This window comes from Xanthomonas sp. Leaf148, from assembly GCF_001423585.1.
Taxonomy (GTDB): domain Bacteria; phylum Pseudomonadota; class Gammaproteobacteria; order Xanthomonadales; family Xanthomonadaceae; genus Xanthomonas.
The window spans coordinates 414147-435865 of the sequence record NZ_LMOP01000008.1; the positions used below are offsets into that span (position 1 = coordinate 414147).

21 protein-coding genes and 1 other RNA gene are annotated in these 21719 nt (G+C 64.5%); 13 read left to right on the forward strand and 9 right to left on the reverse strand.

What is annotated here, in order from left to right; genetic code table 11:
- Positions 1–77: 77 nt before the first annotated feature.
- Entirely contained in the window at positions 78–3278 is a 3201-nt protein-coding gene (gene putA, locus ASF90_RS06480) for a bifunctional proline dehydrogenase/L-glutamate gamma-semialdehyde dehydrogenase PutA (protein ID WP_055847432.1), read from the reverse strand.
- Between the two features lie 278 nt (positions 3279–3556).
- Between putA and ASF90_RS06485 the strand changes: the two genes are divergently transcribed.
- From ASF90_RS06485 to ASF90_RS06505, 6 genes are read left to right on the forward strand one after another with little or no spacing between them, the layout of a single operon-like run.
- On the forward strand, positions 3557–4033 hold the full coding sequence (locus ASF90_RS06485) for a DUF2244 domain-containing protein (RefSeq protein ID WP_055847435.1): 477 nt from the start codon (positions 3557–3559) through the stop codon (positions 4031–4033).
- 16 nt (positions 4034–4049) lie between these two features.
- Entirely contained in the window at positions 4050–5006 is a 957-nt protein-coding gene (gene coxB / locus ASF90_RS06490) for a cytochrome c oxidase subunit II (protein WP_055847438.1), read from the forward strand.
- A gap of 41 nt (positions 5007–5047) precedes the next feature.
- Complete coding sequence (gene ctaD, locus ASF90_RS06495) at positions 5048–6652, forward strand: cytochrome c oxidase subunit I (protein WP_046964238.1); 1605 nt, start codon at positions 5048–5050, stop codon at positions 6650–6652.
- Positions 6633–6806 carry a hypothetical protein gene (locus ASF90_RS23325; protein ID WP_003484652.1) on the forward strand — a complete coding sequence of 58 codons (174 nt, stop codon included), beginning with the start codon at positions 6633–6635 and terminating at the stop codon, positions 6804–6806. The genes ctaD and ASF90_RS23325 overlap by 20 nt, the downstream gene beginning before the upstream one ends.
- Positions 6803–7399, forward strand: coding sequence for a cytochrome c oxidase assembly protein (locus ASF90_RS06500; protein WP_055847441.1), 597 nt, complete (start codon positions 6803–6805; stop codon positions 7397–7399). Before ASF90_RS23325 ends, ASF90_RS06500 begins: the two co-directional genes overlap by 4 nt.
- Before the next feature lie 37 nt (positions 7400–7436).
- Complete coding sequence (locus tag ASF90_RS06505) at positions 7437–8312, forward strand: cytochrome c oxidase subunit 3 (protein ID WP_055847444.1); 876 nt, start codon at positions 7437–7439, stop codon at positions 8310–8312.
- Between the two features lie 82 nt (positions 8313–8394).
- Here ASF90_RS06505 and ASF90_RS06510 read toward each other — a convergent pair whose 3' ends face one another.
- Positions 8395–8613, reverse strand: a complete 219-nt coding sequence (locus ASF90_RS06510; protein WP_005996896.1) for a twin transmembrane helix small protein — start codon at positions 8611–8613, stop codon at positions 8395–8397.
- A 60-nt stretch (positions 8614–8673) separates the two neighbouring features.
- Here ASF90_RS06510 and ASF90_RS06515 point away from each other — a divergent pair, with 60 nt between their 5' ends.
- The 4 genes from ASF90_RS06515 to cyoE are packed head-to-tail and all read left to right on the forward strand — an operon-like array spanning position 8674 to position 12075.
- Complete coding sequence (locus ASF90_RS06515; protein WP_055847446.1) at positions 8674–9399, forward strand: SURF1 family protein; 726 nt, start codon at positions 8674–8676, stop codon at positions 9397–9399.
- 27 nt (positions 9400–9426) lie between these two features.
- Positions 9427–10002, forward strand: coding sequence for a hypothetical protein (locus tag ASF90_RS06520; protein ID WP_055847449.1), 576 nt, complete (start codon positions 9427–9429; stop codon positions 10000–10002).
- A 10-nt stretch (positions 10003–10012) separates the two neighbouring features.
- Positions 10013–11176: a COX15/CtaA family protein gene (locus ASF90_RS06525; RefSeq protein ID WP_055847452.1), complete on the forward strand. Its 1164-nt coding sequence runs from the start codon at positions 10013–10015 to the stop codon at positions 11174–11176.
- A gap of 2 nt (positions 11177–11178) precedes the next feature.
- Positions 11179–12075, forward strand: coding sequence for a heme o synthase (cyoE, locus tag ASF90_RS06530; RefSeq protein ID WP_055847455.1), 897 nt, complete (start codon positions 11179–11181; stop codon positions 12073–12075).
- Positions 12076–12141: 66 nt separating this feature from the next.
- Here cyoE and ASF90_RS06535 read toward each other — a convergent pair whose 3' ends face one another.
- Together ASF90_RS06535 and ASF90_RS06540 are read right to left on the reverse strand one after the other, a co-directional pair.
- Positions 12142–13722, reverse strand: a complete 1581-nt coding sequence (locus tag ASF90_RS06535) for a thioredoxin family protein (protein ID WP_055847458.1) — start codon at positions 13720–13722, stop codon at positions 12142–12144.
- 236 nt (positions 13723–13958) lie between these two features.
- Positions 13959–15005 (reverse strand): bile acid:sodium symporter family protein, encoded by a 1047-nt coding sequence (locus ASF90_RS06540; protein ID WP_055847460.1) that lies wholly within the window; start codon positions 15003–15005, stop codon positions 13959–13961.
- Positions 15006–15092: 87 nt separating this feature from the next.
- On the opposite strand from ASF90_RS06540, the gene ASF90_RS21680 reads away from it, so the two are divergent.
- A non-coding RNA gene (locus ASF90_RS21680) (sX9 sRNA) lies at positions 15093–15169 on the forward strand.
- 45 nt (positions 15170–15214) lie between these two features.
- Here ASF90_RS21680 and ASF90_RS06545 read toward each other — a convergent pair.
- From ASF90_RS06545 to rpsU, 5 genes are all read right to left on the reverse strand, one after another.
- Positions 15215–15715, reverse strand: coding sequence for a sulfur transferase domain-containing protein (locus ASF90_RS06545; protein ID WP_082473441.1), 501 nt, complete (start codon positions 15713–15715; stop codon positions 15215–15217).
- The gene (dnaG, locus tag ASF90_RS06550; RefSeq protein ID WP_055847467.1) at positions 15712–17460 is read right to left on the reverse strand and encodes a DNA primase; all 1749 of its coding nucleotides are present in this window, start codon (positions 17458–17460) and stop codon (positions 15712–15714) included. Before dnaG ends, ASF90_RS06545 begins: the two co-directional genes overlap by 4 nt.
- 84 nt (positions 17461–17544) lie before the next feature.
- Positions 17545–18588 (reverse strand): YihY/virulence factor BrkB family protein, encoded by a 1044-nt coding sequence (locus tag ASF90_RS06555; RefSeq protein ID WP_193552614.1) that lies wholly within the window; start codon positions 18586–18588, stop codon positions 17545–17547.
- A 354-nt stretch (positions 18589–18942) separates the two neighbouring features.
- Positions 18943–19389 (reverse strand): GatB/YqeY domain-containing protein, encoded by a 447-nt coding sequence (locus ASF90_RS06560; protein ID WP_055847470.1) that lies wholly within the window; start codon positions 19387–19389, stop codon positions 18943–18945.
- Positions 19390–19640: 251 nt separating this feature from the next.
- On the reverse strand, positions 19641–19856 hold the full coding sequence (rpsU, locus tag ASF90_RS06565) for a 30S ribosomal protein S21 (RefSeq protein ID WP_002808376.1): 216 nt from the start codon (positions 19854–19856) through the stop codon (positions 19641–19643).
- Positions 19857–20135: 279 nt separating this feature from the next.
- Between rpsU and tsaD the strand changes: the two genes are divergently transcribed.
- Together tsaD and folB are read left to right on the forward strand one after the other, a co-directional pair.
- Positions 20136–21194 (forward strand): tRNA (adenosine(37)-N6)-threonylcarbamoyltransferase complex transferase subunit TsaD, encoded by a 1059-nt coding sequence (gene tsaD / locus ASF90_RS06570; protein ID WP_055847474.1) that lies wholly within the window; start codon positions 20136–20138, stop codon positions 21192–21194.
- A gap of 84 nt (positions 21195–21278) precedes the next feature.
- The gene (gene folB / locus ASF90_RS06575) at positions 21279–21656 is read left to right on the forward strand and encodes a dihydroneopterin aldolase (RefSeq protein WP_055847477.1); all 378 of its coding nucleotides are present in this window, start codon (positions 21279–21281) and stop codon (positions 21654–21656) included.
- Positions 21657–21719: the final 63 nt, after the last annotated feature.

Here is a 21719-nt window from a genome sequence, read left to right on the forward strand (position 1 = left end):
TGTTTCTCTCCCAGGCATAAAAAAACCCCGCTCTCGCGGGGTTTTTCTTGCCTGGCTGTGGATCAACCAGCCCTTCTTCAATCACCCAGTGTCAGCAGCGAGGCGTTGCCGCCTGCTGCGGTGGTGTTGACGGTGACAACCTTCTCCGTGGCGAAGCGCAGCAGATAGTGCGGGCCGCCGGCTTTTGGGCCGGTGCCGGAAAGGCCTTGACCGCCGAAGGGCTGCACACCGACGACGGCGCCAATCTGATTACGGTTGACGTAGACGTTGCCGACGGCGACGCGCGATGTAATGCGCTCGATGGTGTCGTCGATACGCGAATGCACGCCCAATGTCAGGCCATAGCCAGTGGCGTTGATCTGGTCGATAACGGTGTCGAGCTGGTCGGCTTTCCAGCGAATCACATGCAGAACGGGACCGAAAACCTCGCGTTGCAACTGGGTGAGCGACGTCAGCTCATAGGCACGCGGGGCAAAGAAGCTGCCGTGCGCGGTGACGTCTTCCAGCTTAGTGGTTCCGATGAGGCGTGCCTCACGGTCCATACGAGATGCGTGATCGTCGAGGATCTTGAGCGCATCTGCATCGATTACCGGGCCAACGTCGGTCGAAAGCAAGCCAGGGTCGCCGATCTTCAGCTCGCCCATGGCACCGGCGAGCATGGTCATGACCTTGTCGGCGATGTCGTCCTGGACGAACAACACGCGCGCCGCCGAGCAGCGTTGCCCGGCGGAGATGAAGGCGCTGGAAATTGCATCCTTCACCACGGCCTCGGGCAGCGATGACGAGTCGGCGATAAAGGCGTTTTGGCCACCGGTCTCGGCGATCAGCACGCCGATAGCGGCATCGCGCGCGGCCAGAGTGCGATTGATGATGCGCGCGGTTTCGGTGGAACCGGTGAACGCCACGCCCGCCACGCGCGGATCGTTGGTCAGTGCAGCACCCACGGTGGCGCCGTCACCAGGCAGGAATTGCACGGCGGCTTCCGGTACGCCGGCTTCGTGCAGCAGCTTCAATGCCGCATAGCCGATCAGATTGGTCTGCTCGGCGGGTTTGGCGATCACGCTGTTACCGGCAGCGAGCGCGGCGGCGACCTGGCCCAGGAAAATCGCGAGCGGGAAATTCCAGGGGCTGATGCAGACGAACACGCCGCGACCGTGTAATTGCAGTTCATTGGACTCGCCGGTCGGTCCGGGCAGGCGCTCGGGTGCGCCAAATTGTGCGCGTGCCTGGCCGGCGTAGTAGCGCAGGAAGTCGACTGCCTCACGGACTTCGGCCACAGCATCGGGCAGCGTCTTGCCGGCTTCCTTGACGCAGATCGCCATGAACTCCGGCATGCGCGCCTCTAACAAGTCGGCGGCGTGTTCCAGGATGGTGGCGCGGCTTGCCGCCGGGGTGCGGTTCCAGCCCGGTTGGGCTGCAGCTGCTGACGCCAGCGCCTTCTGCACCGTTGCAGGGTCGGCCGGTTGCCAGTGCCCCACCGTCTCGCGGCGATCGGCCGGGTTCAGCACTGCTTCGCTCTGGGTACTGATCACCGCACCCGGGACCAGCGGCGCTGCCTTCCACGGTTTGACGGCGGCGTTGAGTTGCTCGGCCAGCTGCCGCAGATCGTTGTCGTTGGCGAGATTGGCGCCCATGGAGTTCTTCCTGTTCTGGTTCTGGCTGCGCAACAGATCGGTCGGCAGCGGGATCTTGGGGTGCGGGATGGAGACAAACGACGACACCGCTTCGACTGGATCGCGGATCAGGTCTTCGATGGCGACGTCCTCATCGGTAATGCGATTGACGAAGCTGGAGTTAGCGCCGTTTTCGAGCAGGCGACGCACCAGGTAAGGCAGCAGATCTTCATGCGAGCCGACCGGTGCATACACACGACACGGCAGCCCCAGACGATCGGCAGGAATCACCTCGGCATACAGGTCATCGCCCATGCCGTGCAGTTTCTGATGCTCATACGTCTTACCCGCTGAAATCGCACGCACCGCAGCGATGGTCTGCGCGTTATGAGTGGCGAACATCGGATACAGCGCGTCGCTGTGCGCAAACATGCGACGTGCGCAGGCCAGGTAGGAGACGTCAGTGTTCTGCTTGCGCGTAAACACCGGGTAGCCGGGGTGGCCTTCGATCTGCGCACGCTTGATCTCCGCATCCCAATAGGCGCCCTTGACCAGACGCACCGGAATGCGTCGGCCAACGCGCCGCGCCAGGTCGGCCAGGAAGTCGATCGTATAGGGCGTGCGCTTCTGATACGCCTGTACCGCCAGGCCATAGCCTTCCCAGCCATCCAGCGACGGGTCGGAAAAGGTGGCCTCGATGATGTCCAGCGACAGCTCCAGGCGATCGGCCTCTTCGGCGTCGACGGTGTAGCCGATGCCATACGACTTGGCCAGCTGCGCGAGTTCCAGCACGCCGGGCACAAGTTCGGCCATCACGCGTGCGCGCTTGGCATGCTCGTAGCGCGGATACAACGCAGAGAGCTTGATCGAAATGCTGGGTGCGGCGAACACATCGGTGCCGACGAAGCTGCCGCTGCGGCCGATCGCATGGATGGCATCGCGATACGCCTGCAAATAGCGCTGCGCATCCTTCATGGTCAATGCGCCTTCGCCGAGCATGTCGAACGAATAGCGATAGTCGGCGTTGTCGCCCTTGCGCGAACGCGACAACGCCTCGCCGATCGTGCGTCCCATGACGAACTGGTGGCCCATGATCTTCATCGCCTGCCGCACGGCCAGACGAATCACCGGCTCGCCGACGCGGCCGATCAAGCGCTTGAAGGCACTGGGCACATCGGCGCGGGTAAGGTCGTTGAGCTGCACAAGCCTGCCTGTGAGCATCAAGCCCCAGGTCGATGCATTGACCAGCACCGAGTCGCTGCCGCCCATGTGCTTCTTCCAGTCCGCATCGCCGAGCTTGTCGCGGATCAGCTTGTCTGCGGTGTCCTGGTCGGGAATGCGCAGCAGTGCCTCGGCCACGCACATCAGCAGCACGCCTTCCTCGCTGCCCAGATCGTACTGGCGCATGAAGGCTTCGATCGCGCCCTGATCCTGTGCGCGTGCACGCACCCGGGTCACCAGATCGGCGGCGAGTGCCTGCACCTTGGCCTGCTCTGCGGCCGGCAAGCGCGCCTGATCGAGTAGTTCGTGCACGTGCTCGGCTTCGTCCTTGAGCCAGGCAGCGGTGATGGCAGCGCGCAATGCGCCGGGCGCGGCCGGTAACTCGGGCGCAAGCAGCGGGTGCTCGGCGGCGGTGGAGGCAAGTGAGTCGAGCTGAGCGTTCATGCGAAAGGTGCCTGGGAATCTTTGCGCATTCTAGAGAGCCGGAGCACCCGCACACTTGTGTGGAAGCGGCAGCTTTCCCGCCGTTTTGTGCAGGTCGCCCACGGATGTGATGGTGGACCCGCTCACGGGCCTGTGCCGTCCGCTGTTTGAGTGAAGTATTTGATTTATGCGCATTTTTAGCTGCACTGCAGCAATTTGCTGATCGGCGGAAACGCTTGCCGCATGCGTTCGCGCGGGTCTACCATCGGGCTGTTCCCGCAGTCCGCTGCGTGTTGCCAATGATCGAAGTGCTGCCGTTGATGTCCGAAGGGGTTGGGACGCAATTGCGGTTGCGACCTCCGCGGGCGCTGTCGGCCAGGCAATTCGTGCTGTTGTTCGCAGTTCTGTCCGGAACGATGTGGGTCTTTGCGGGCCTGGGGTGGTGGACCGGTAATGTATTCGCGCCGGTATTCGCCCTGTTGCACAGTGGAATGGTGGCGCTGGCGCTACGTCAGTTGTGGCGAAGTGGCGAGCGCGAAGAAGCGATCCGGGTAGGGGAGACCGCAGTTGAGGTGTTTCCGTCCGGGCATGCGCCACCAGCGTTTCAGGCACATCCGCACTGGGTGCGGTTATGCATGGAACGCGACGACAGGGTGCTGTTGGTGAGCAGCGGCAGGCAGATCGAGATCGGAAGTTTTCTCGGGCCCGCCGAACGTGTGGAACTGGCAGATACCCTGAAACGCTTGCTCGCGGCCGCCAATGGCCGTCACCGATGACGTAAGGGTCTAGGCAATGACGCAACGCAGCAGCTGGAAGTCGACGTACACAAAGTTGGGCCTGGCGATGGCAGCGCTGGTCGGCGCACCGGGCGCCTGGGCGCAATCGGCTGATCCCAAGGAATGGCAGCTCAACATGGGCCGCGGGGTGACGCAGACCGCACGCATGGCCTACGAGGCGCATATGGTGGCGCTGTGGGTGTGCGTGGTGATCGGCGTCCTGGTGTTCGGGGCGATGGGCTATGCGATGTTCAAGTTCCGCAAGTCCAAGGGCGCGGTGGCTGCACAGTTCAGCCACAACACGCGGGCCGAGGTGCTGTGGACGGTGATTCCGGTGTTGGTGCTGATTGCGATGGCGTGGCCGGCAACGGCCAAATTGATCGCGATGTACGACACCCGCGAGTCGGAAATGACCGTCAAGGTCACCGGCTACCAGTGGATGTGGAAGTACGAATATCTGGGCCAGGGCGTGGAATTCACCAGCCGTCTGGCGCGCGAATCGGACCGCATCCGGCAGAGCGGCGAACGCCCTACCGCAGCGTCGCAACCGCATTATCTGCTCGATGTCGATAATCGCCTGGTGCTGCCGGTCAATACCAAGATCCGCTTCGTGATCACTGCCGACGACGTGATCCATGCATGGTGGGTGCCTGCACTGGGTTGGAAGCAGGATGCCATCCCGGGCATCGTCAACGAGGCGTGGACCAATATCGAGCAACCGGGCGTGTATCGCGGGCAGTGCGCGGAGTTGTGCGGCAAGGATCATGGCTTCATGCCGATCGTGGTCGAAGCGCTGCCCAAGGCCGAGTTCCAGCGTTGGCTGGCATCGCGTCGCAGCGCCACACCTGCAGCGCCCGCGGCATCGACGGCAGCAGCACCAGCAGCAGCGCCCACGCCCGCAGCACCAGCGACAGCACCTACCGGTGAGGCTGCACCCGCAGCACAAGCTGCCGCACCGACCGCCGCTCTCTAATACCGCTCGCAACCGCACCGCTTCACAGAGGTCGTTCCGTCATGGCGCATACCGCAGTCGATCACCACGGACACCATCAGCCCGGCTTCGTCGAGCGCTGGTTTTTTTCGACCAATCACAAGGACATCGGCACGCTGTACCTGCTGTTCTCCTTCGTGATGTTCATCATCGGCGCGGCGATGAGCGTGGTGATCCGCGCCGAACTCATGCAGCCCGGCCTGCAGTTCGTCAAGCCCGAATTCTTCAACCAGATGACCACCGTGCATGCGCTGGTGATGATCTTCGGTGGGGTGATGCCGGCCTTCGTCGGTCTGGCGAACTGGATGATTCCGTTGCAGATCGGCGCGCCGGACATGGCATTGCCGCGCATGAACAACTGGTCGTTCTGGTTGTTGCCGGTCGCCTTTACCTTGTTGCTGTTGACGCTGTTCCTGCCCGGTGGCGCACCAGCCGGCGGCTGGACGCTGTATCCACCGCTGTCGCTGCAGGGTGGTTACAACGTGGCCTTCAGCGTGTTCGCGATCCACGTGGCTGGTGTCAGCTCGATCATGGGGGCGATCAACATCATCGCCACCGTGCTCAACATGCGCGCGCCGGGCATCGATCTGCTCAAGATGCCGATCTTCTGCTGGGCCTGGCTGATCACCGCGTTCCTGCTGATCGCGGTCATGCCGGTGTTGGCCGGTGCGGTCACCATGTTGCTGACCGACAAGTTCTTCGGCACCAGCTTCTTCAACGCGGCCGGCGGTGGCGACCCGGTGATGTACCAGCACATCTTCTGGTTCTTCGGGCACCCGGAGGTGTACATCATGATCCTGCCGGCGTTCGGCGTGGTCAGCGAAATCATCCCCACCTTCAGCCGCAAGCCGCTGTTCGGCTATCAGGCGATGGTCTATGCGATCGCCGCGATCGCGTTTTTGAGCTTCATTGTGTGGGCGCACCACATGTTCACCGTGGGCATGCCGCTCGGTGGTGAGATCTATTTCATGTTCGCCACGATGTTGATCTCCATCCCGACCGGGGTGAAGGTGTTCAACTGGGTCAGCACGATGTGGAAAGGCTCGCTGACGTTCGAATCGCCGATGCTGTGGGCCGTGGCGTTTGTGATCCTCTTCAGCATCGGCGGTTTTTCCGGCCTGATGCTGGCGATCGTGCCGGCAGACTTCCAGTATCACGATACGTATTTTGTGGTGGCGCATTTCCATTACGTGTTGGTCACCGGCGCGGTGTTTGCCTTGATTGCAGCGGTGTACTACTGGTGGCCGAAGTGGACCGGGCGCATGTACAACGAGGCCTGGGCCAAGTTCCATTTCTGGTGGACGATGATCTTCGTCAACCTGTTGTTCTTCCCGCAGCACTTCCTCGGGCTGGCCGGCATGCCGCGGCGCATCCCCGACTACAACGTGGTGTTTGCCGACTGGAATCTGGTCAGTTCGATCGGTGCGTTCGGCATGTTTGCTACGCCGTTCCTGATGGCCGCCATTTTGCTTGCGTCGCTACGTAGCGGTGCCCGCGCCGATGCGCGCGCCTGGGAAGGTGCAAAGGGTCTGGAGTGGACGGTGCCTTCGCCGGCGCCTGCACACACCTTCACAGTGCCGCCGGTCATCAAGCCTGGAGATCTTGCGCATGAAGACATCGGCCACTGAATCGGCGTCGGAGCCGGCGGTGACGCGTCTACTTTCCGCTGCCGAGCGGCAGGCGCAGCAGCGCCGCGCGGTACGCCGCACGGCAATCACGGTGGGGATCATTGCGTTGCTGATCTATGCTGGCTTCATTGCCTCGGGCGTCATCGGCCGATGACTGCGCGCGCGCCCACGCATGCGCCAACCGCCGGCTTGTTCAAGCTGCTGGGCGTGGTGCTAGGCGTTTTCGTGCTGACCTTTTCGCTGGTGCCGCTGTACCGCATCGCGTGCGAAAAAGTCTTCGGCATTCGCATGGAGCGCGCACCGGGTAGCACCCGCGAGGGTGCATCCAATGCGGTGGGCGCTGGCAAACGCACGGTGCGGGTGGAGTTCGATGCCGGGGTCAATTCCAAACTGCCCTGGACGTTCCATCCCGAGCAAATGACGATGGACGTGGTGCCGGGCGAACTCAACGAGGCACTGTATTTCGCGCGCAACGACAGCAAGCGGGCGGTGGTGGGTAGCGCAGTGCCGTCGGTTGCGCCGGCACGTGCGTCGGGCTACTTCAACAAGACCGAATGTTTCTGTTTCACCGCGCAGACGCTGCAGGCCGGGGAGACGCGCGACATGCCGCTGCGTTTCATCGTGGACCCTGCCTTGCCTGCGGAAGTCACCACGATCACCTTGTCCTACACGTTCTATCGCAACGATGCGCTGACCTCGGAACTGCAGGGCGGCGCCGTCTCCGGCGCGCCGCGCGCGGCGCCGTAACCTTCATCCACCTGCACCACGACACGGAAGCAACGCCATGGCCGATCACAGTCCCAACGCCGATGCGTATTTCGTCCCGACCCAGAGCAAATGGCCCTTTGTCGGGTCGATTGCGATGTTCGTGATGATGATCGGCGTGGCCAGCTGGCTCAACGACGCGGCCTGGGGGCGCTGGACATTCTTCGCCGGCATGGCGATGTTGCTGGCGACCTTGTTCATGTGGTTTGGCGATGTCATTCGCGAGTCCAACGCCGGCAACTACAACCGCCAGGTGGACGGCTCGTTCCGCATGGGGATGGTGTGGTTCATTTTTTCCGAGGTGATGTTCTTTGGCGCCTTCTTCGGCGCCTTGTTCTACACGCGCGTGCTGACGCTGCCCTGGCTGGGCGGCGAAGGCGATGGCGTGATGACCAACGAGCTGCTGTGGAACGGCTATTCCGCTGCCTGGCCGACCAATGGTCCGGGCACGATCGGCGGGCAATTCCAGACCATTCCGGCCTGGGGATTGCCGCTGATCAACACGCTGATTTTGCTCACCTCCGGTGTGACGCTGACCATTGCGCATCACGCACTGAAAGGCGGCCGGCGCGGTGCGCTGCTGCTGTGGTTGGGGTTGACGGTGCTGCTGGGTTGCGTGTTTTTGTTCCTGCAGGCGGAGGAATACATCCACGCCTACACCGAACTCAATCTCACGCTGGGCTCGGGAATTTACGGCTCCACGTTCTTTATGCTCACCGGCTTCCACGGCATGCATGTGCTGCTGGGCACAATCATGCTGGCGGTGATGTGGCTACGCGCGGCCAAGGGCCACTTCAGCCGCGATAACCACTTCGCCTTTGAAGCGGCCGCCTGGTACTGGCACTTCGTCGACGTGGTGTGGCTAGCGCTGTTCCTGTTCGTGTATGTGCTTTGAGAATCGGGAATCGGGAATCGCCAGAGCGAGCCTTCTTTTGCTTCTACGATTCCCTACTCCCGATTCTCCATTCCCGGCCGCCTCAGCGTCCGATGCCATGCGGCTTGATCCAGCCGGTGTAGATGCCGATGATCACGATGGCGATCAATGCGACTGACAATCCAATGCGCCAGGTCAGTGCGTTGACGGTGCGTTTGGTCTGGCCGCGGTCGGTGAGCAGGTAATACAGACCGGCACCCAGGTTCCACAGGATCACGATCAGGAAGGCGACAATCAGCAGCGTCTTGAGCGAATCGTTCACAACAGCCCCGGTGGTCGTCGACGTGGTCCGGGCATTGCACGCTTTTTTGCGTCGCTTGTCATGACGCGCAAGCACACGGCGGTGTTGGGTTGGGCGCTGGCCGTGCTGGTCAGCGCGGAGTTTGTTGCGCTCGGGCAGTGGCAATTGCAGCGCATGCACAGCAAGCAAGCGTTGTTGGAACGCGCCGCGCATGTGCGCGAGACACCGTTGACCCTGGTGCAGGCAGTGGCCGCGCGGCAGGAGTTGGCGTGGGTGAGCGGACGCGTACGGTTCTTGCCGCAGCAGGTGCTGCTGGACAATCAATTGCATGCCGGACGTGCCGGTGTGCGCGTCTACCAGCTCGCCGCGGCGCAAGGCACATCGCATACGCTGCTGGTCGACCTGGGTTGGATGCCGCTGCCGGCGAATCGGCAACTGCCGAGCATCACTGCACTGGAAGGTACGCGCGACCTGCAGGGGCTGTTGAGCGCGCCGCCGTCATCCGGTCTGGCAATCGGGCCGGCGCTGGCGCCCACCGCCACGTCCAATACCTGGCTGGCGACACGGCTGGATGTGCAGGCGGTGCGCAGCACCCTGGGAAGGCGCGACATTTCGTCGCAGGTATTGCGCCTGGATCCAGTGGTGCCGGTCGGTTACGAGCGCGATCTGGAGATGCTGCCGAACACGTTGCCACCCGCGCGGCACTTGGGTTACGCGGTGCAATGGTTCGGTCTTGCCGCGGCGGTGCTGGCCACTGCAACGCTGCTGACGTGGCGTGCGCGGCGCCGTCGGCGGCGCGGGCACTGACCCGCGCGGCATGAGAAAATCGCCGGCATGACCTCTCCTACAACGGCCACGCCGCACTCGGTCAAACGCGGCCGCAGGATGCTGATTGCCCTGGCAGTGCTGTTCTTCGGCTCGATGTTGCTGGCCGGCGTGCTGCGCTTCTCCGGTTGGCAGCCGGCGTCGATGCGCAACAACGGACAATTGCTCAATCCGCCCGCCGACCTGCGTGCGCTGGTGCCGATGCGTGCGGACGGGAAACCGTACGCGTGGGCGCCTGGCGAGCGCATCTGGCGGATCGCGCTCGCACCACCGGCAGACTGCGCGCAGCAATGCGTGGCATTGGCCGCGGAACTGGACAAGGTCTGGCAGCTGCTTGGGCATCGCGCCGACAAAGTGGAGGTGCTGTGGATCGGCACACCGCCCGCCGGTCTGCCGCAGATGCCGGCCTTGCGCGTCCTGCGTGACGACGCCTCGTTGCGGCGCGCACTGCCGCGTGGCAACGATGCGGCCGGCGTGCCGGTGTATGTGATCGACCCCAACGGCTTCGTGATCCTGCGCTATGCCCCGGGTTTCGACCCGGCCGGCTTGCGTGCGGATCTGGTCAAGCTGCTGAAATTGATGTGAGCCCGTCTCGATGAATCTGTTTGCGCCACCGGCATTGTTCCGCCACTTCCACCGCATGGCCTGGCTTGCGGCGCTGTTCACTGCGAGCACGATTTTGTTCGGCTCGTTCGTGCGCCTGTCCGATGCCGGCATGAGCTGTCCGGACTGGCCGACCTGCTATGGCCGCGTCACCTGGCCGCAGACTGCCGACGAAGCCAACACGCATGTGGCCAGCAAGATTCGCCCGCTGGAATCGCACAAGGCTTGGCGCGAGCAGGTGCACCGCTTCCTGGCCGGCGCGCTGGGCGTGGAAGTGTTGGTGCTGGCGCTGCTGGCCGCGCGTCGCCGCCGCATGGGCATTGCGCAGGTCGTGTCGGCAGCGGCGCTGGTGGCGCTCTCGATCCCCTTGTACATGTCCGGCTGGCACACGCTGGCGATGGGTGTGGCAGCCGCGGGCGAGGCGATCCTGCTGCTGGCGGCGCTGCGCTGGAGCAATATCGATCTGGCACGCGCCGGCGTGCTGACGCTGGCGGTGGTTATCTTCCAGGCGCTGCTGGGCATGTGGACGGTGACGCTGCTGCTCAAACCCATCGTGGTGATGGGCCATCTGCTCGGCGGCATGCTGATGTTTTCGCTGCTGGTGTGGATGGCGTGGCGAGCGACCCATTTGCCGATCACGCTGGCCGACGCCTCGCGGCTGAAGTGGCTGCTGCGTCTGGGCGTGGCGGTGCTGGGCCTGCAGATCGCGCTGGGCGGCTGGGTCAGCTCCAACTATGCGGCGCTGGCCTGCGGCGGCGGTAGCTGGTCTGCGGACAACTTCCCGCGTTGCGTCAGCCAGTGGTGGCCGACGCATGATTTCCGCGAAGGCTTCACGCTGTGGCGCGGGATCGGTGTGGATTACGAAGGCGGCGTGCTTGATGGCGCGGCGCGTATCGCCATCCAGATGGCGCATCGCTTGTGGGCGATCGCGACCGCGCTGTATTTGTGGTGGCTGGCGTGGCGCTTGTCGCGTTCGCCGGGGATGCGCGTGTGGGCGACGGCGCTGGCGGTGCTGGTGGCGGTGCAGGTGACGCTGGGCATGCTCAACGTCAAGCTGGCCTTGCCGCTGGAAGTGTCGGTGCTGCATAACGGTGGCGCGGTGGCATTGCTGTTCGTGCTGGTGTCGCTATTGGCGCGGCTGCGCGCGCCGGAATGAGCATGGCTGTCAGTGCACGCGATTATTGGGATCTGACCAAACCAAAGGTGGTGGCACTGATCGTGTTCACCGCGCTGGTGGGCATGTTCCTGGCCATTCCCGGCGTACCGACCTGGGCACAGGTGCGTGCGGGCACGTTGGGGTTTGTAGGGATCTGGCTGGCCGCCTCGGCGGCGGCGGCAATCAATCAATTACTCGATGCCAAGATCGACGCGCAGATGGCGCGCACGTCCTGGCGTCCGTTGGTAGTGGGCAAGGTACGGCCGTGGCAGGTGATGGTGTTTGCCAGCGTACTGATCGTGATCTCCATGACCATGCTGGTGGTCTGGGTGAACGTCATCACCGCGGTGCTGACCTTCGCTTCGATGATCGGCTATGCGGTGATCTACACCGTCTACCTGAAACGGGCGACCTCGCAGAACATCGTGATCGGCGGGCTGGCCGGCGCCACGCCGCCGATGCTGGGCTGGGCGGCGGTCACCGGGCTGCCGACCACGGCCGACTGGATCAATGCCTCGATCCTGGTACTGATCATCTTCATCTGGACGCCGCCGCATTTCTGGGCGCTGGCGATTTTCCGCCGTGCCGATTACGCCAAGGCGGCGATCCCGATGTTGCCGGTGACCCACGGGGTGCCGCACACGCGCAAGCAGATCCTCATCTACACGATCGTGTTGGCGATCGTGACGCTGCTGCCGGTGGCAGTGGGCATGAGTGGTGTGTTTTATCTCGGCGGCGCGGTGGTGCTCAACGCGGTGTTTCTCTGGTATGCGTGGCGCATGCTGGACCCGCCGGACGAATTGTTTTCGATGAAGATGTTCGGCTATTCCATCGTGTATCTGATGGCGTTGTTCGCCTTCTTGATGGTCGATCACCTGTTGTTGCCGTGGGTGCGGTGAGAACCGCGGCAGACATCTGAGGCAGCCCGATTGCCGCTGCGCAGATGCCTGCCGGGTTGTGCTGGCTCAGCTTAGCCAGCTACTGCACGCGCTGGTGTTCTTGCTGTCGCAGCTGGTCTGCATTTTCTGCCGGAGTCGTGCCAGCACCGCGTTGCCTTCCTGGTGATGCTGCTTGCTCCAGGTTTTCAATGAGGCGCCCAGCCGGTCGAAGCGCTGACGGGTGCGCTGACGGTAGCCATCGGACTGTGTGGCCAGATCGCCGATCACCTGGGTGGCGGCTGCTTCGATGCCGGCGGTGTCGTCGGGGCTAAGCCGGATCAGTCCGTCCACATACATCACGCCCCACTGCATGCGGGTCGCGGGGCCGTCGGCAGTTTCATAGCCCTTCTTGAGCCAGGACGCCGCGGTCTTGCGATCGCCGCGTTCTTCGGCGAGCTGGGAGAGTTCCGCCATGTAGTAGTACGGGGTCTTGCTGCGTCCCAGTTCGGCCAGCAGCAATTGCTCGGCGGCGCTGCTGTCGCCTACCCCGCTCAACAACGAAGCCGCGCCGCTGATGATGGATTGCCGTTCCTCGGCGGTCTTGGCGGCGTCCACTGCCGTTTGCACGCGCTGGTGCACGGCAGCGACCACCGCTGCCGGCAACGGCGGTTGTGGTCCCTTCGGCTCGGTCTCGGTCGGCTGCCCTTGCGCAAGGCGTGCAAGTTGCATCTTCGCGTACGCAGTGCCCAGGCGGTCGCTGATCGACACGCTGGTATCGGCATAGACGGTGTCCAATGCCTGATCGAGCTTGGTCGACAGGGCGGCACGTTCGCCGGCGTCGGTGCTGGCCGCACCGACCAGACGCGCGGCGACGTAGCTCAGCGTGCCGAGGTTCGCGCGCAGTTCGGCCGGATCGGCCAGGATCGCTTCCAGCAGGGTGCGATAGGCCGGGTCTGGCGCGGGGGGCTTTTCTGCTGCGGCCAGCGCCGAGAGCGCAAACCGGTGTTGCAGTGCCGGTTGCGGGGCGGCCTTGGACAGGCGTGCGAGCAACCCGGCGGCGTCATCGGCCTTGATCAGCCGGTCGTCCATGCCCCAGGCATAGTTGCTGAGCACGGCCCAGTCGTCCGCGCTGAGTTCCTGCGGTGCGCGCTGCGCCTTGTCCAACAGCTGTTTGACGGTGGTGGTGCTGGTGGCGGCCACCCGCAGCACATCGGCAAGACGGGCGTTGTCGCTATCGCCGGCCAGACGGGTGATTTCGCTGCGGTCCGCGCGTAGCACGATGATGGTGGGGTAGCCCTTGATGCCGAATTGCTCGCCCCAGGCCTGCGCGCCTTGCGAGTCGCCATCCAGGTGCACCGCGACGAACTGCCGCGTGCGTGCGATGAACGCCGGATCCTTGAACAAGGTGGCCTTCAACTGGTTGCATGGTGGGCACCAGGCCGCGCCCCAGTACAGCAGGATCGGCTTGCCGCTTTCCTTGGCTTCGGCAAACGCGTCTTCGACATCGCCTTCGTGCCAGGCGATCCCGGTGTCTGCGGCAGGTGCGGCGGCGGGTGTGATGTGTGCGGGTGCCGACGGTGGCGCGGGCTTGTCGCAGGCGGTCAGGGTCGCAAGCACCGCAAGCAGTGCGATCAAGGACGGGGAAGGGCGTCGGCGGGACAGCTTCATGGGATCACCAGGGGAGGCGGCAGGGGATGGGTCAGCGACTCTGGCGAGCGGGGCTGCGCCCGCGCCGATGGAGGTCATGACCGTTGTATCTCTGCACACACGCCGGCAACGGCATCCGATGCGAATTGTTGTTACGCGCAGCGCACCGGTCTGGGTGCGTTCGACGGCCAGCGCACGGCCCATCGTGCGGGCGCAGGCGGTCGCATCGGCGCCGCCTGATCGCCGGGGTTCCCGCTTCAGTGGCGGCCGGTGGCCGGCGGCGGATCGCCCGGCGCGCTACGCGCGTAGCGCGCAGCCACGAACGCGCACACGATCAGCTGCAACTGGTGATACAGCATGATCGGCAACACGATCGCACCCAGGCCGCCACCGGCAAACATCACCTTGGCCATCGGCACACCGGTGGCCAGGCTCTTTTTCGAGCCGCAAAACACAATGGCGATTTCGTCGGCGCGGTTGAAGCCAAGCCGGCGCGCAAGGAAGGTGATCGACAGCATGGCCACTGCCAGCAACAGCGCCGCAGCGCCCAGCACCGCGAGCAATGCCGGCAATGGCGTCTTCTGCCACAGTCCTTCGTTCACCGATGCGCTGAAGGCGGTGTAGACCACCAGCAGGATCGTGCCCTGGTCGGTATAGCGCAGCACCGCGCGATGGCGTTCGACCCAACCGCCGATCCACGGGCGCATGAAATGGCCAGCCAAAAACGGCACCAGCAGCTGCAGCAGGATCTTGCCGATGGCCTCGGCCGGGTGCGCCATCGCGCCCTGGCTACCGACCATCGCGCCCATCAGCAACGGGGTGAAAAACACGCCCAGCAAGCTGGAAAGCGAGGCCGCGCACACCGCGGCCGGCACGTTACCGCGCGCCATCGAGGTGAAAGCGATCGACGACTGCACCGTGGACGGCAGTGCGCACAAAAACAGCACCCCGATGTACAGCTCCGGCGTCAGTGCGATATGCGCCACTGGCTTGAACAACAGGCCGAGCAATGGAAACAGTACGAAGGTGCAGGCCAGGATCACCAGATGCAGGCGCCAATGCAGCGCGCCGGCCTTGACCGCTTCGCGCGACAGCCGTGCGCCGTGCAGGAAGAACAGCGCAGCGATCGCCACATCGGTGACATCGTCCATGATCGCGGCGGCAGCGCCGGAGACCGGCAACAACGAGGCGAGCGTGACCGTGCACAGCAGCGCGAGGGTGAAAGGGTCAATGCGCAACCGCGCCAGCAGCTTCTTCATCGAGATCCGACGGTATCGCGCGAACGTGCGCGGGGAGCGGATCATTCTACGACGCGTGCGGGCGCTGCCTAAGAGCGGTCAACACGACGACTGCGCAGCCGTCAGGCGGGCGCGGCCTGTGCTCAGTGCGGCATGTACCACTCGGACACTCCGGTTCTGAGCGCGTCGTCCACACCCGCCTGACGACTGCTCGCTACGTGTTGTTAGCCGCTCTAAGCCTGAGTCGTTGTTGCCGCCGGTGTCCCCGCGGGGTCTCAGCGCTGCGGTTCGACGCCGAGTTGCTTGCGTACCGCCGCTTCCAGCGATGGCTGCATGCCGGCTTCGCGCCCGATCTGCAGCGCCTGTTCGGAACTGGCGCCTTCGCGTGCGGCGAGCAGGGCCAGCAGCGCGCCGGCGCGATTGCCGCTGGCGCAATGCAGTAACACCGTGCCCTGCTGTTGTTGATTGAGCACCCGCTGCAAGGCGCGTGCGGCCTCTGGCGTGAGTGCATCGGCGTTGCGGATCGGCAGGCGGACATAGCGCAGACCCAGTGCGTCGGCGGCTGCGATTTCGTCGTAACCGCGTGGCTCCTCGGGGGCGCGCAAATCGATCACGGTGGTGACGCCCTGGGCAGCGGCAGCGCGCAGGTGTGCCTGCGTGGGCTGGCCGGAACTGACGAGATTGCGAGCGGTGCCTGTGGGTGTTGTCTGCGCGAACGCGGCGCCGCTGAGCAGCGCAATGCACCAGGCCGCATGGCGTAGGCACTGGAGCATCACAACGCTGCGAGCGCTTTGAGCAACTCGCGCATTTCGTATTTGTCGGTGTTGTCCAGGCCCTGCGCGCGCTGTTTGGTCTGCAGTTCTTCCACGCGCTGACGCAGTAACTGTTTGTCGAGTTGGGCGACGACGTCGTGCAACTCGATCGCCCAGCTGTGCTCGTCGCCGGGGAGCTCCTGCGCGGCCAGCTTCTGCAGCGCAACCAGTTCCTCGCGGTCGGCGAAGTGTTCCAGCAGCGCGCCGGTGCTGATTTCCGGCCGTTGCCGCACCAGCGCCAGCAGCTCCATCAACAGCTCGATGCCGGGCAGGCGCAACCCGGAAAAATCGTGGTCGCCTTCCAGGCTCATCGCCAGTGAGGGTTGTTGCAACAGGATGGCGATCGACGCACGCACCAGGCTGCGTTTCTGCGTGGGCGCCGCCATGCGCGCAGGCGGCCGCGCTTTGGACGAGGACTGCTGCGCGGACATGCTCGCACCGACGCCGGTCATGCGCGCCAGTTCCTGCTTCATCAGATCGCCGAAGGCGCCTTCGGGAATCTGCGCCAGCATCGGCTTGGCACGCTCGGCCAGGCGCGCTTTGCCATCGAGCGTGTGCAGATTGATCTCGCGCGACATTTCGTCGAAAAAGAACTGCGACAGCGGCGTGGCTTGTTTCAGACGCTGATCGAAGGCCTGCGCACCTTCCTTGCGCACGATGGTGTCCGGGTCTTCGCCATCGGGCAGGAACAGGAAGAACGCCTGGCGGCCGTCCTTCATGCGCGGCAGCACCGATTCGAGCGCGCGCCAACCAGCCTTGCGCCCGGCGTTGTCGCCATCGAAGCAGAAGTACACATCCGGCGCATTGCGGAACAGTAGTTCGGCATGTTCGGGCGTGGTGGCAGTGCCCAACGTGGCCACCGCCTGGGTGACGCCGAACTGGAACAGCGAGACCACGTCCATGTAGCCCTCCACCACGATCAGCCGCTCGATCTTCTGGTTGGCCTGGCGCACCTGCCACAGGCCATACAGCTCGCGGCCCTTGTGGAACAGTGCGGTTTCCGGCGAATTGAGGTACTTCGGTCCCGGGTCGCGGCCATCGGCCGGCGCGCCCATGATGCGACCGCCGAAGGCGATCACACGGCCACGGCGATCGAAGATCGGAAACATCACCCGATCGCGGAATTTGTCGTAGACATGGCCGCGGTCGTTTTTGGAAAACAGCCCGGCGCGTTCGAGCACGCTCATGCGGCGCGCATCGGTGCCCAGGGTGTCCTTCAATGCGCTGTAGCCATCGGGCGCATAGCCGATCTGGAAACGCGCGCGGTTGTCGGCGTCCACACCGCGCCCATCCAGATACTCGGCCGCGCGCGCGCTGCCTTCGAGCTGACGCTGGAAGAACTTGGTGGCCGCTTCCAGTGCCGAATACAGCTCGCGGCTGTCGTCCTGCTGCTGCGGCGTGCGCTGCTGGGTATCGCGCGGAATTTCCATGCCGGCGCGCTTGGCCAGCTCGTCGACCGCATCGAGAAATTCGAGGCGGTCGTAATTCATCAAAAAGCTGATCGCCGTGCCATGCGCGCCGCAGCCGAAGCAGTGATAGAACTGCTTGGTCGGCGAAACCGTGAACGAGGCCGAGCGCTCGTCGTGGAACGGGCAACGCGCCGAATACTCCTTGCCCTGACGCTTGAGCGGCACGCGGCCGCCCACCACTTCGACGATGTCGGTGCGTGCAAGCAGTTCGTCGATGAATGCGTCGGGGATGCGGGCCATCCCGCTAGGATATCGCAGCGGCCAGCGGCCGCCTTGTTTTAGAGGGCGTCGGTATGCGCTAGCGATGCCCGCATCAGCTAACGCTCAGCTGTGCTGCGACGACGTCGGATGCGGGGCTACGGAAACCGCCTGCGCATCGGCTGGCGGCACGATGATCGGCGGGTGCTCCGGGTCCACGCCTGCTTCGCGCAACTTGCGATGCGAGCGTACCCGCTCGTCGATCACTGCGGTGATCAATGCACCGACGAAGAACACCACCGAGGCGTAATACATCCACACCAGCAGGATCACCAGCGTGCCCATCGAGCCGTACGCGCTGCCGGGCGCCGCAGTGGCGATATACACGCCAATGGCATAACGGCCCAGCGCAAAGAGCAGTGCGGTGATGATGCCGCCCAAGAACGCCTGACGCCAATCGACCGTACGGTCGGGCAGATAGCGATACAAAAACGCGAACGCCAACGAATACAGGGCCAGCGTGGTGACGTAGCCCACGGCCGGCAGCACCGACGGCAGGCGCGCAAACACCACCTGCAACGCAGTGGTGGCGATCATCGACACGATCAGCAAAAAGCCCAACGCCAGGATCACGCCGAACGAGAACACGCGCTTTTTCAGCCACGCCATCAGGCCGTCCAGACGCTCTTTGTCGGTACGGAAAATCAGGTTCAGCGCGTTCTGCAACTGCGCAAACACCGCAGTGGCGCCGATGAACAGCAGCAGCGTGCTCCACAAGCCCGCCAGTGAACCCACACCGGGCTGAGCGGTGGCGTTGCGGATGATGGTCTGCGCGACTTCGGCCGCGCTGCTGCCCGCCAGTTGCGCAACCTGCTGCACCAACGCCTCCTGCGCAGGCGGATACAACGAGGCCGTCAGCCACAACAGCAGCACCAGCAGTGGTGCCAGCGACAAAAGTGCGTAAAACGACAACGACGCGGCCTGCGTCATGACGTCGATTTCGATAAAGCGGTTCAGCAGGGCCATCGGCACGCTGCGCTGCAGACGGCTCACATGCTTGTGCAGATAGGCGGTTGAAAGCGTCGTCACCGGCGGGAACATCCTTGGCGCATACCGTTGTGCGCGCAGGTGGGTCGGAGCAAGGTCGGTATGCGGAAGAACCTTGCCCACGCCTGCGCTGGCGCACCCGTTCTAGCAGGGCCTGCTCGAAGGAGGGGTGAAAGCGCGCGCGTGGCGGTGCTGCGTGAGTGGGGTTGCGCGCGATGCGTGGGCGCAGCATGCGATGCAGCCGCTGGGTCGCGTCGTTGGCGACAGCGCTGGGGCTGCGACGTACGCGGTGTTTGGCGGGCGATGCCTGCAACGGCGGTGACGCGGGGGAGCCAACCCGGACTGCGGCAACCCAACTGGGGCCAGCATCTGCAAAGTGAAACCGGCCGATGACGCATCACCGACGCGTTACAGCCCGACACCACACGCCGTCCGCAGTGCCCCGGCCGTTGGCGCAGGGCAGTGCGGACGCGTGGATCAGCCTGCCAGGTGCTGCTTGACCAGGGTCGAGACCAGGCCCATGTCGGCCTGACCGGCCAGCTTTGGCTTGAGTGCGCCCATCAGCTTGCCGATGTCGGCCGGGCTGCTGGCACCTGTTTCGGTGATGGCGGCCTGGATGGCGGCGACGATTTCGGCTTCGCCCATCTTGGCCGGCAGGTAGCGTTCGATCACCACGATTTCCTCGCGCTCGATCTGCGCCAGGTCCTCACGTGCGGCGGCTTCGAACTGGGTGACCGAGTCCTTGCGCTGCTTGACCATCTTGTCGAGCACGGCGATCACTGCGGCGTCGTCCATCTCGATGCGCTCGTCCACTTCCTTCTGCTTGATCGCGGCGTTGATCAGCCGGATCACGCCCAGGCTGTGCTTGTCGCCGGACTTCATGGCGGCCTTCATGTCATCGGTGAGCTGCTGCTTGAGGGGCATGTGGTGACTCCTGGTTACGTGGTGAGGGGGTGCCGACGCGCTGCGGCTGGCAACGCGCACCGGCGAAACAGATGGGGCGGGCGAGATGGCTGTGCCCGGCGCGGGGCCGGCGGCGCATCGCCCATGACGGATTTCGATCCGGTCAGCGGACCAATACAAAAAGCCGGCGACGCTTGCGCGTGCCGGCTCTTGGGTTCTCTTTCGATGAGTCGCGCCTACAGCGCAGACCCACCGGCAAGAACCGCGTTCGATCAGTACAAGCGCTGGCGCTTGGTGACGTCGCGCGAGGAACGACGCAACTGACGCTTCACAGCAGCGGCAGCCTTGCGCTTACGCTCCTGGGTCGGCTTTTCATAGAACTCGCGCTTGCGGGTTTCGGCCAGCACGCCGGCCTTTTCGCAGGTGCGCTTGAAACGGCGGAGCGCAAATTCGAAGGGCTCGTTCTCGCGGACTTTAACGCTGGGCATGGGTTCTCCAGATAATGGGATTTCCGTCCGGGAGCCCCGGGCGGGTGCGAGCGGACTCGCGTGACGGAATTTCCGGGTTGCCCCGGCGAGCCGCGCATTATAACGACTTGCCAACGACCTGCAAGCCCCTGCCGAAATTTGTGGCGAGAAGCCCGCCAGAGCGTGCGCTTGCGCCCGACTCCGGCGCTGCGGATGCGGGCGCGCAGCATATCGCCAGCGGCGCATCTGCGCAGCATAAAAGCTGCGAAAATAGACGCTTGTTCTGTCTGCCGAGCTGCCGTGAAAGTCCTTGGGATCGAATCATCGTGCGATGAGACCGGCGTGGCGGTCTACGACACCGCCTTGTCCGGCGTGCCGGCGCTGCGCGCCCATGCGGTCTACAGCCAGATCGCGCTGCATGCCGAATACGGCGGCGTGGTGCCGGAGCTGGCCAGCCGCGACCATGTGCGCAAGCTGCTGCCGCTGATCCGTCAGACCCTGGACGAGGCCGGGTTGCGCATCGACGAACTGGATGGGGTGGCCTATACCGCCGGCCCTGGCCTGGTAGGCGCACTCTTAGTAGGTGCCGGCGTGGCGCGCTCGCTGGCCTGGGCGCTGGACGTGCCGGCGATCGGCGTGCATCACATGGAAGGCCATCTGCTGGCGCCGTTGATGGAAGACGACCCGCCGCAGCCGCCGTTCGTGGCGCTGCTGGTCTCCGGCGGGCACACCCAGCTGGTGTCGGTGAAGGCGCTCGGGCATTACGAGGTCCTGGGCGAGACCCTGGACGATGCGGCGGGCGAGGCCTTCGACAAGACCGCCAAGATGATGGGCCTGCCGTATCCGGGCGGGCCGCAGCTAGCGGCGCTGGCCGAAACCGGCACGCCGGGACGCTATAAGTTCGCGCGGCCGATGACCGACCGGCCGGGCCTGGATTTCAGTTTCAGCGGGCTCAAGACCCAGGTGCTGCTGGCCTGGCGCGCCAGCGACCAATCCGACACCACGCGGGCGGATATTGCGCGTGGCTTCGAAGATGCGGTGGTGGAGACGCTGGCGATCAAATGCCTGCGCGCGCTGGATGCGGCCGGCTGCACTACGCTGGTGGTGGCCGGCGGGGTGGGCGCGAACAAGCGCCTGCGCGCGCAGCTGCACGAAGCCGCGCAGCGTCGGGGTGGCCGGGTCTGCTTCCCGCGGCCGGCCCTGTGTACCGATAACGGTGCGATGATCGCCTTCGCCGGCGCGCTACGCCTGGAGGCCGGCGAGCGTGCCGGGGCCGAGGTGCATGTGACGCCGCGCTGGGATATGGCGAGCTTGCCGCCGCTGGCGGCGCGGGAATCGGAACTAGGGAATCGGGAATAGTTAACAGCTTTACTCCGACCCTGTCCGTTCTGTGCGCCGTGCTCTTGCCCCTCCCCATTCCCCATTCTCGACCCCCGATTCCCCATGGATAAAGTGTTTATTGAAGGTCTGGACATCGATGCGCTGATCGGCATCTACGACTGGGAGCGGCGGATCCGGCAGACCTTGCGGTTCGATCTGGAGATGGGGTTCGACAACCGCATTCCGGCGGCCAGCGACGACATTGCCGACACCTTGAACTACAAGGCGGTGAGCAAGCGCCTGATCGAATTCGTGCAGGCCTCCGACTTCGGGCTGGTCGAAACGCTGGCCGAGCGCTGCGCGGCGATCGTGCTGGACGAGTTTGGCGTGCACTGGCTGCGGCTGAAGCTGAGCAAGCCCGGCGCGGTGCGTGGCGCGCAGGCGGTGGGCGTGATCATCGAGCGCGCACGCCCGAACCTGAAGATGACAGACCACTCATAGCGGACTGCGGGCAGGCGATGACGTCGATTCCTAGCGACAATGCGTCCGCAAAGCGTGCGCTAG

What these genes read in the sequence shown, in the direction of transcription:
- putA (WP_055847432.1), bottom strand. Translation starts at nt 3,278, where the DNA reads ATGAACGCTCAGCTCGACTCACTTGCCTCCACCGCCGCCGAGCACCCG.
- ASF90_RS06485 (WP_055847435.1), top strand. Translation starts at nt 3,557, where the DNA reads ATGATCGAAGTGCTGCCGTTGATGTCCGAAGGGGTTGGGACGCAATTG.
- coxB (WP_055847438.1), top strand. Translation starts at nt 4,050, where the DNA reads ATGACGCAACGCAGCAGCTGGAAGTCGACGTACACAAAGTTGGGCCTG.
- ctaD (WP_046964238.1), top strand. Translation starts at nt 5,048, where the DNA reads ATGGCGCATACCGCAGTCGATCACCACGGACACCATCAGCCCGGCTTC.
- ASF90_RS23325 (WP_003484652.1), top strand. Translation starts at nt 6,633, where the DNA reads ATGAAGACATCGGCCACTGAATCGGCGTCGGAGCCGGCGGTGACGCGT.
- ASF90_RS06500 (WP_055847441.1), top strand. Translation starts at nt 6,803, where the DNA reads ATGACTGCGCGCGCGCCCACGCATGCGCCAACCGCCGGCTTGTTCAAG.
- ASF90_RS06505 (WP_055847444.1), top strand. Translation starts at nt 7,437, where the DNA reads ATGGCCGATCACAGTCCCAACGCCGATGCGTATTTCGTCCCGACCCAG.
- ASF90_RS06515 (WP_055847446.1), top strand. Translation starts at nt 8,674, where the DNA reads ATGACGCGCAAGCACACGGCGGTGTTGGGTTGGGCGCTGGCCGTGCTG.
- ASF90_RS06520 (WP_055847449.1), top strand. Translation starts at nt 9,427, where the DNA reads ATGACCTCTCCTACAACGGCCACGCCGCACTCGGTCAAACGCGGCCGC.
- ASF90_RS06525 (WP_055847452.1), top strand. Translation starts at nt 10,013, where the DNA reads ATGAATCTGTTTGCGCCACCGGCATTGTTCCGCCACTTCCACCGCATG.
- cyoE (WP_055847455.1), top strand. Translation starts at nt 11,179, where the DNA reads ATGGCTGTCAGTGCACGCGATTATTGGGATCTGACCAAACCAAAGGTG.
- ASF90_RS06535 (WP_055847458.1), bottom strand. Translation starts at nt 13,722, where the DNA reads ATGAAGCTGTCCCGCCGACGCCCTTCCCCGTCCTTGATCGCACTGCTT.
- ASF90_RS06540 (WP_055847460.1), bottom strand. Translation starts at nt 15,005, where the DNA reads ATGATCCGCTCCCCGCGCACGTTCGCGCGATACCGTCGGATCTCGATG.
- dnaG (WP_055847467.1), bottom strand. Translation starts at nt 17,460, where the DNA reads ATGGCCCGCATCCCCGACGCATTCATCGACGAACTGCTTGCACGCACC.
- ASF90_RS06560 (WP_055847470.1), bottom strand. Translation starts at nt 19,389, where the DNA reads ATGCCCCTCAAGCAGCAGCTCACCGATGACATGAAGGCCGCCATGAAG.
- rpsU (WP_002808376.1), bottom strand. Translation starts at nt 19,856, where the DNA reads ATGCCCAGCGTTAAAGTCCGCGAGAACGAGCCCTTCGAATTTGCGCTC.
- folB (WP_055847477.1), top strand. Translation starts at nt 21,279, where the DNA reads ATGGATAAAGTGTTTATTGAAGGTCTGGACATCGATGCGCTGATCGGC.